This is a genomic window from Streptomyces sp. NPDC058008 (assembly GCF_042886395.1).
Classification (GTDB): Bacteria; Actinomycetota; Actinomycetes; order Streptomycetales; family Streptomycetaceae; genus Streptomyces.
In genome coordinates this window covers 69,812-76,069 of sequence record NZ_JBHVQX010000037.1, presented here as the reverse complement: position 1 = coordinate 76,069, position 6,258 = coordinate 69,812, and the positions used below count along the sequence as shown (strand labels likewise).

The following is a 6,258-nucleotide window of genomic DNA, read 5'->3' as shown; positions in this document are numbered from 1 at the left end:
GGAACCTACACCCGGGCCGGCTCCCCCGTGCCGCTCACCCACTCAACCCCTTAGCCCGGCACGCACCCACCCGGGGGCGCCCGCCCGGGTTTCGGGACGGGCGCCCGCGCGTGGGCCCTGTCATCCGACGCGGTCGGCCTTCTCCGGCTCCGCGACCCGGTCGGGCTCGGCCAGGTGGTCCATCCGCGCGTCGGGGTCCGTCAGCCGGTTCAGCCGCGCGGGCACGTCGAAGCCCACCAGCAGCACCACGATCACCGTTCCCGCGAACGTCAGCACCGCGAGCGCCTGCCCCAGATCCATCCCGGACGCCAGATGCGCTCCGAGCACCGGTGCCACGGCACCGCCGAGCGCCCCCACGTTGTACGTGAAGCCGAGCGCCGCCCCCCGGCCCGCCGTCGGGAAGTGGCCGCCGATGTACCGCGGCAGCAGCCCGGAGATGCCGAAGCTGGTGGCCTGGAGCAGGAACAGCAGACAGCCGAGGACCAGCAGGTTGTCCTTCACCGCGAACACGGGGTAGACGAAGGCCAGCGAGGCCAGCAGCGTCAGCGCGTACGCCTTCTTCGCCCCGATCCGGTCGCCCAGGAAGCCGGCCGTCCAGCAGCCGACCATGGTGCCGAAGCCCGCGAAGTAGAGGACGTCGGTGACCTGGCCCGTGGTGTACCCCAGCTCCGTCTTCAGATAGGTGGGGAGCAGGGCCTGGATCGGCCAGGAGTACAGGAACGCGAAGAACAGGGTCACGATCATCGACACGTACAGCAGCCACCCCCGCCGTCCGCCCAGCTGTACGGCGAACGCCACGAGGGCGAGGCCCGCCACCACCGAGAGCACCGGCACCAGGCCCTCGCCGCCCGGCGTGAAGACCAGGAAGAGCGAGAGCGTGGCGGCCACCACGAGGACGGTGTTGGCCACCGCGAGCCGACGGGTCCGGAACAGCGGCCGGAAGGGGTTGGGCTTCGCGCCCCGGTCGGCGACGTCCGCGGTCCACTCCTCGGCCTCCGGCAGCGCCCGGCGCATCCAGAGCGCGACCGCTATCGGGATCAGGCCCAGGTAGAACATCCACCGCCAGCCCAGCGAGGGCACCACCCAGGTGTAGACCTGGGCGGCCAGGACCGAGCCGACGGAGAAACCGGAGATCAGGAAACCGCTCGCCCGGCTGCGGACGCGGGCGGGCCAGCTCTCCATGACGTACGTGGCGCTCGCGCTGTACTCACCGGCCATGCCCATGCCGATGGCCAGCCGGGCGGCGAAGAGGCTGTGGTAGTTCCAGGCGAACCCGCAGGCGAAGGTCCCCAGCGAGTACAGCAGGATGCTCAGCACCATCGAGATCTTGCGGCCGTAGCGGTCACCGACGGCGCCCAGCACGGCGCCGCCCAGCCAGCGGGTGATGAAGGCGCCGGAGATCAGGCTGGCGGCCTGCACCGTACTCAGGCCGAAGTCGTCGCTGATCTCGGTGAGGACGAGCGTGATGAGGACGAAGTCGAAGCCGTCGAGGACGTAGCCGATCCAGGCGGCGAAGAAGGACTTCCACTGGGTACCGCTCACCTCGCGGTACCAGGGGAGCGTGGAGGGGGGTTTCTGCACGGTGCGCTCCTGGTGCGGGACGGCGTCTCCGCCTCGGGCGGCCGTCCCTGGTGGTGAGGGCAGCTCAGGGCCGGGCGAGGCCGGCGACGAAGCGTGAGGTCAAGGCGGTGGGAGCGGTGATGGCCGTTCCGACCACGACGCTGTGGGCGCCGCGGGCGAGAGCCTCGGCAGCCTCCTCGGGAGTATTGATACGGCCTTCGGCGACGACCGGTACAGGGACCGCGGCCGAGAGAGATGTCACAAGGTCCAGATCCGGGCCGGTCAGCCGCGGGGTCCCCGGGACGTAGCCGGACAGGGTCGTCGAGACGAGGTCGGCCCCCTGCGCGGCGGCGGCGACCCCCTCGGCGAGCGTGGAGACGTCCGCCATGACCAGGGCCCCCGCCGCGTGGACGGCGTCGACCAGCTCGGCGAACGTGGAGCCGTCGGGGCGCGGCCGGTCGGTGGCGTCGGCGGCGACGACGGCCGCGCCGGCCTCGACGACCGCCAGGGCGTGCCGGACGGTCGGCGTGATGTAGACGCCGGTGTCGCCGTCCTTCCACAGGCCGATGACCGGGAGGTCCACGGCGGCGGTGATCGCGGCGACGACCTCGGGCTCGTTGGCCCGGATCGCGGAGCCGCCGCCGGCGACGGCGCAGAGGGCGAGGCGTACGAGGGCGGAGGTCTCCCGCATCGGGTCGCCGGGGGGCGCCTGGCAGGAGACGATCAGCCGGCCCCGGAGGGTGTCGGCGAGATCCTGTGCGTTCATCGGAGTGCTCCCGGGTGGTGGAGGGGAAGGACGGTGGTCAGCGCGGCGGCGCCCAGCACGGCGGCGTCGTGGCCGAAGAGGGGCGGCTCGGGGACGAGTCCGCGCAGCGGCGGCATCAGTTCGGCGGCGAAGGCGGCGGCCAGCGCGTCGCCGTACAGCGCGCCGATGCGGGGGACCCCGCCGCCGACGACGACCCGGTCGGGACCGAGCGCGTTGGCGAGGCCGCCCAGGACCCGGCCGGCGGCCGCCGCCCCGGTGGTGATGGCCCGCACGGCGGCCTGCTCGCCCCGGGCGGCGCGGGCGGCGACCGTTTCGAGCCGGTCCGCCGGGGTGCCGGTGAGCCGCCCGTAGTGCGCGGTGATGCCCGGGCCGGAGGCGATGACCTCCAGATGCCCGGTGGCCCCGCAGGTGCAGGGCAGCCCGGCGGCCTCCGCGCTGGGCAGATGGCCGAGGTGGCCGGCGATGCCCGACGCGCCGTGCAGCATCCGCCCGTCGACGGCGAGGGCGCCGCCCACGCCCGTGCCGACGGCCGCGAGGAGCAGCGAACCGCGCGGGTCCGCCAGTGCGGCGAGCTCGGGCCCGGCGGTGGCCCGTACGTCGTTGTCGCAGGCCACCGGCAGACCCGTGCGCTCCGCGAGGCCGGGGCCGAGCGCGGTGCCCGCCCAGCCGCTGATCGAGTCGGTGGCACTGGTGACCGTGCCGCCGCGCGGGTCGACGACCCCCGCGGCGGCGATGCCGAGCACCGTGGCGAGCCGGCCGGGGTCCACCTCGGCCGCCGCCGCGGCGAGCGCGTCGAGCACCGCCGCCGCGCCGTCCCTGGCCGGGGTGGGCCGGGTGTGCCGGGCCAGCACCGTGCCGTCGGCGGCGAAGAGGGCCGCCGCGATCTTCGTGCCGCCGAGGTCGAGGCCGATGACCACGGCCCCGGTCGCCGCCGCGTTCATCGGACGGGCGGCAGGCCGGCGCCGCGCAGCCGCTCGGCGACGAGGGCGACGGACCCGGCGGAGAGCGGGATCTGCGGGAAGGCGGTGGCGCCGTTGTCGATGACGCCGAGCAGCCGCAGCGCCTCCTTGAAGGAACCGAGCGCCGACGAACTGCGGCCCATGTCCTGCTCCGGGCCCACGTCGACCATGGCGAACAGCTCGACGAGCCGCTCCTGTTCCCGGGCGGCGAGCGCCCAGTCCCCGGCCCGCGCCGCCTCGTACAGCCGGACGTATCCGGCCGGGTCCACGTTGCCGATGCCGGGCACGACGCCGTCGGCCCCGGCCAGCAGGGCCGCGTCCACGGTGAGTTCGGAACCGGTCAGCACGCTGAAGTGCGGCACCGGGCCCCCGGCGCGGCCCTCGCGCCCGCCGAGCTCGACGATCAGCCTGCGCAGCCCGCCCTCGTCACCGCTGCTGTCCTTGAGGCCGGCGAGCGTGCCGTCCTCGGCGAGCTCGCGCACCAGGGACGCGGAGAGCTTGGAGTGCACGGCCACCGGGATGTCGTAGGCGAACAGCGGCAGGTCGACGGCGGCGCGCAGCCGGCGGAAGTGCCCGGCGGTCTCCTTCGGGTGCGTACGGGTGTAGAACGGCGCGGTCGCGACGAGGGCGTCGGCGCCGAGTCCGGCCGCCGTCCGGGCGTGCTCGGTCACCCGCGCGGTCGTCGTGTCGATGACCCCGGCCAGGACCGGGACGCGCCCGGCGGCCGCGGCGACCACGGTCCGGAGGGCGGTGGCGCGCTGGGCGTCGGTCAGATAGGCGACCTCGCTGGTGGAACCCAGCGCGAAGAGCCCGTGCACGCCGCCGTCGACGAGATGGCCGACGAGCCGGGTCAGGGAGGCCGTGTCGATCTCCCCCCGGTCGTCGAGCGGGGTGCAGACCGGCGGTACGACGCCGTGCAGCGGTGCGGTCAGGGACATGTGAGGGGCTCCAGCTCGTTCGGAACGCCGGTCCGTCGCCGGAAAGGGGAGACGGGACCGAGACGTGAGACGTAAGATGTCCTATGTCTGGACTCACCTTAAACAGATGCCACGGCGACCGGTCAAGAGGTACCGGTGGCCGGCGACACCTCAGGAGGACCGTTGTGGCCCGCCCCACCATGGCTCAGGACATCGAGCGAAGGATCAAGGAACTGATCCTCGAACGCGGCCTCGGTCCCGGCGACCCGCTGCCCACCGAAGCCGAGCTGATGGAGCTGTTCGCGGCCGGGCGGGTCTCGGTGCGCGAGGCGCTCAAGGCGCTCCAGGCCGTGAACGTCGTCGAGATCCGGCGCGGCTTCGGCACCTTCGTCGGCTCGCTCTCCCTCTCGCCCTTCGCCGAGGGGCTGGCCTTCCGCGCCGCCGTCCGGCACCGGCAGGGCGAGCCGGGCCTGCTGGAGCTCATGAGGGTGCGCGAGGCGCTGGAGACCGGGCTCGTCGGCGCCGTCACCGCCGGGATCCCCGCCCGGGACCTGGCCGAACTGCGGTCGCTCGTCGCGACGATGGAGCGCGAGGCGGCCCGGGACGGCCGGGTGGCCCGGACCACCGACCGCGCCTTCCACCTCGCGCTCTACGCCTCGCTCGACAACCACCTCCTCAGCGAGGTGCTCGACGCGTTCTGGGCGGCCATGGACCGGGTGCGCGAGGACGTGGACGACGGCCACCAGGACCCGGACGTCACCTGCTCCCAGCACCACGAGATCGTCGAGGCGGTCGCGGCGGCCGACGGCGCCCGCGCGGTGCGCGCCATGCGTACCCACTTCGACGGCATCCGGGGCCGGCTGGAACCTCAGTCCGTGTCCGCGTAGAGGTAGCTGCTCGTGCCCGCGAGGGTGGCGCGGCACCACGCGTCCACCGCACCCTGGTCCATCGTGGTCCAGTCCGGTGCCCGCTCCACCTGCGCGCGGCCCAGCCGGCGGCCCAGCTCGACCAGCCGGGCCCCCTCCGGGGTCCGCTCGCGGGCGTAGTGCCGCAGCGCGTCGGCGGGCGAGGCGGCCGTCCGCAGCGCCTCCTCCAGGCACAGGGCGTCCTGCAACGCCTTGACGGCTCCGCTCGCCGTGTGCGGGCGGGTGACCCCCGCCGCGTCGCCCGCGAGCAGGAACGGCGGGTCGGCGGCGAGCGGCGCGTGCAGGTCGGCGACGGGGTGGCAGGTCATCGCCGTGTGCTCCCCGTGGGCCACGATCCGCGCCCACTCCCGAGGGAAGTGCTCCTCGGCCAACTGCCGTACGTAGCCCTCCTCCCCGGCCCCGCCCGGCGGGGTCGCGTAGACCGCGTAGGCGAGCAGACGGTCGTCCGGGCCCGCGTCCCCGCCCCGGGGGATCAGGTAGAAGATGCCGTGCCCGCCGGGGAAGCCGATCGTCACCCAGGCCTCCCGCAGCAGCCCCAGCGGCCCGCGGTGGGAGTCCGCCGCGCCCGCCGGGAGCGTGCCGCGCCACACCGCGTACCCGGCGGGGGAGGGGCGCAGGTCCGGGGCCAGTACGCCCCGGGTGAGCGAGCGGTGCCCGTCGGCGCCCACGACGATGTCGTAGGTGTCCTCGCCCCCGGCCGTGCGGACGAGGGCGCCGCCCGCCGGGGTCCGTCCGACCGAGGTGACGGGGCGTCCCCGGTGGTGGCGGGCGCGGTCCGCGGCGGCGCGCAACGCCCCCCACAGCAGACCCCAGTTGCACGGGGTGACCGCGCTGGGCTGGCGGGCGAACTCGCGCGCCGACCCGCCCCCGGGCTCCCGGGTCAGCCAGACGCGGGTCGCGACGGGGGCGGTCGGCATGGCGGCGTCCAGATAGCCCTCCCGGACCAGGCGTCCGTGCAGCGGGGGAGGGATGACGATCCCGAGCCCCCGGTCGCGGAGTTCGCCGCCGCTGCGTTCGTAGACGGTGACCTCGGCGCCCGCCCTGAGGCCCGCGACCGCCATCGCGCACCCGGCGATGCTGCCGCCGACCACGCCCATCCGTACGCCCGTCGCCGCCATCGCCGCCGCCTG

6 protein-coding genes are annotated in these 6,258 nt (G+C 75.0%); 1 reads left to right on the top strand and 5 read right to left on the bottom strand.

Features of this window, described 5'->3' with window-relative positions; translation table 11 throughout:
* Positions 1–120: 120 nt before the first annotated feature.
* From ACFVS9_RS29505 to ACFVS9_RS29490, 4 genes are all read right to left on the bottom strand, one after another.
* A complete protein-coding gene (locus tag ACFVS9_RS29505; RefSeq protein ID WP_389937235.1) occupies positions 121–1,581 on the bottom strand; it encodes a sialate:H+ symport family MFS transporter in 1,461 nt (486 codons plus the stop codon).
* A gap of 64 nt (positions 1,582–1,645) precedes the next feature.
* Positions 1,646–2,326: an N-acetylmannosamine-6-phosphate 2-epimerase gene (locus ACFVS9_RS29500; RefSeq protein ID WP_383118078.1), complete on the bottom strand. Its 681-nt coding sequence runs from the start codon at positions 2,324–2,326 to the stop codon at positions 1,646–1,648.
* Entirely contained in the window at positions 2,323–3,267 is a 945-nt protein-coding gene (locus tag ACFVS9_RS29495; RefSeq protein ID WP_383118079.1) for an ROK family protein, read from the bottom strand. The genes ACFVS9_RS29500 and ACFVS9_RS29495 overlap by 4 nt, the downstream gene beginning before the upstream one ends.
* Positions 3,264–4,223 carry a dihydrodipicolinate synthase family protein gene (locus ACFVS9_RS29490; protein WP_383118080.1) on the bottom strand — a complete coding sequence of 320 codons (960 nt, stop codon included), beginning with the start codon at positions 4,221–4,223 and terminating at the stop codon, positions 3,264–3,266. The genes ACFVS9_RS29495 and ACFVS9_RS29490 overlap by 4 nt, the downstream gene beginning before the upstream one ends.
* A gap of 164 nt (positions 4,224–4,387) precedes the next feature.
* Here ACFVS9_RS29490 and ACFVS9_RS29485 point away from each other — a divergent pair, with 164 nt between their 5' ends.
* A complete protein-coding gene (locus ACFVS9_RS29485; protein ID WP_389937232.1) occupies positions 4,388–5,089 on the top strand; it encodes a FadR/GntR family transcriptional regulator in 702 nt (233 codons plus the stop codon).
* Here the strand turns inward: ACFVS9_RS29485 and ACFVS9_RS29480 are convergent.
* Positions 5,071–6,246 carry an FAD-dependent monooxygenase gene (locus ACFVS9_RS29480; RefSeq protein WP_383118082.1) on the bottom strand — a complete coding sequence of 392 codons (1,176 nt, stop codon included), beginning with the start codon at positions 6,244–6,246 and terminating at the stop codon, positions 5,071–5,073. The genes ACFVS9_RS29485 and ACFVS9_RS29480 overlap by 19 nt on opposite strands.
* Between the last annotated feature and the right edge of the window lie 12 nt (positions 6,247–6,258).

Excerpts from the sequence above, each read along its gene's own strand:
- ACFVS9_RS29490 (WP_383118080.1), bottom strand. The coding sequence starts at position 4,223 with ATGTCCCTGACCGCACCGCTGCACGGCGTCGTACCGCCGGTCTGCACC.
- ACFVS9_RS29480 (WP_383118082.1), bottom strand. The coding sequence starts at position 6,246 with ATGGCGGCGACGGGCGTACGGATGGGCGTGGTCGGCGGCAGCATCGCC.
- ACFVS9_RS29495 (WP_383118079.1), bottom strand. The coding sequence starts at position 3,267 with ATGAACGCGGCGGCGACCGGGGCCGTGGTCATCGGCCTCGACCTCGGC.
- ACFVS9_RS29500 (WP_383118078.1), bottom strand. The coding sequence starts at position 2,326 with ATGAACGCACAGGATCTCGCCGACACCCTCCGGGGCCGGCTGATCGTC.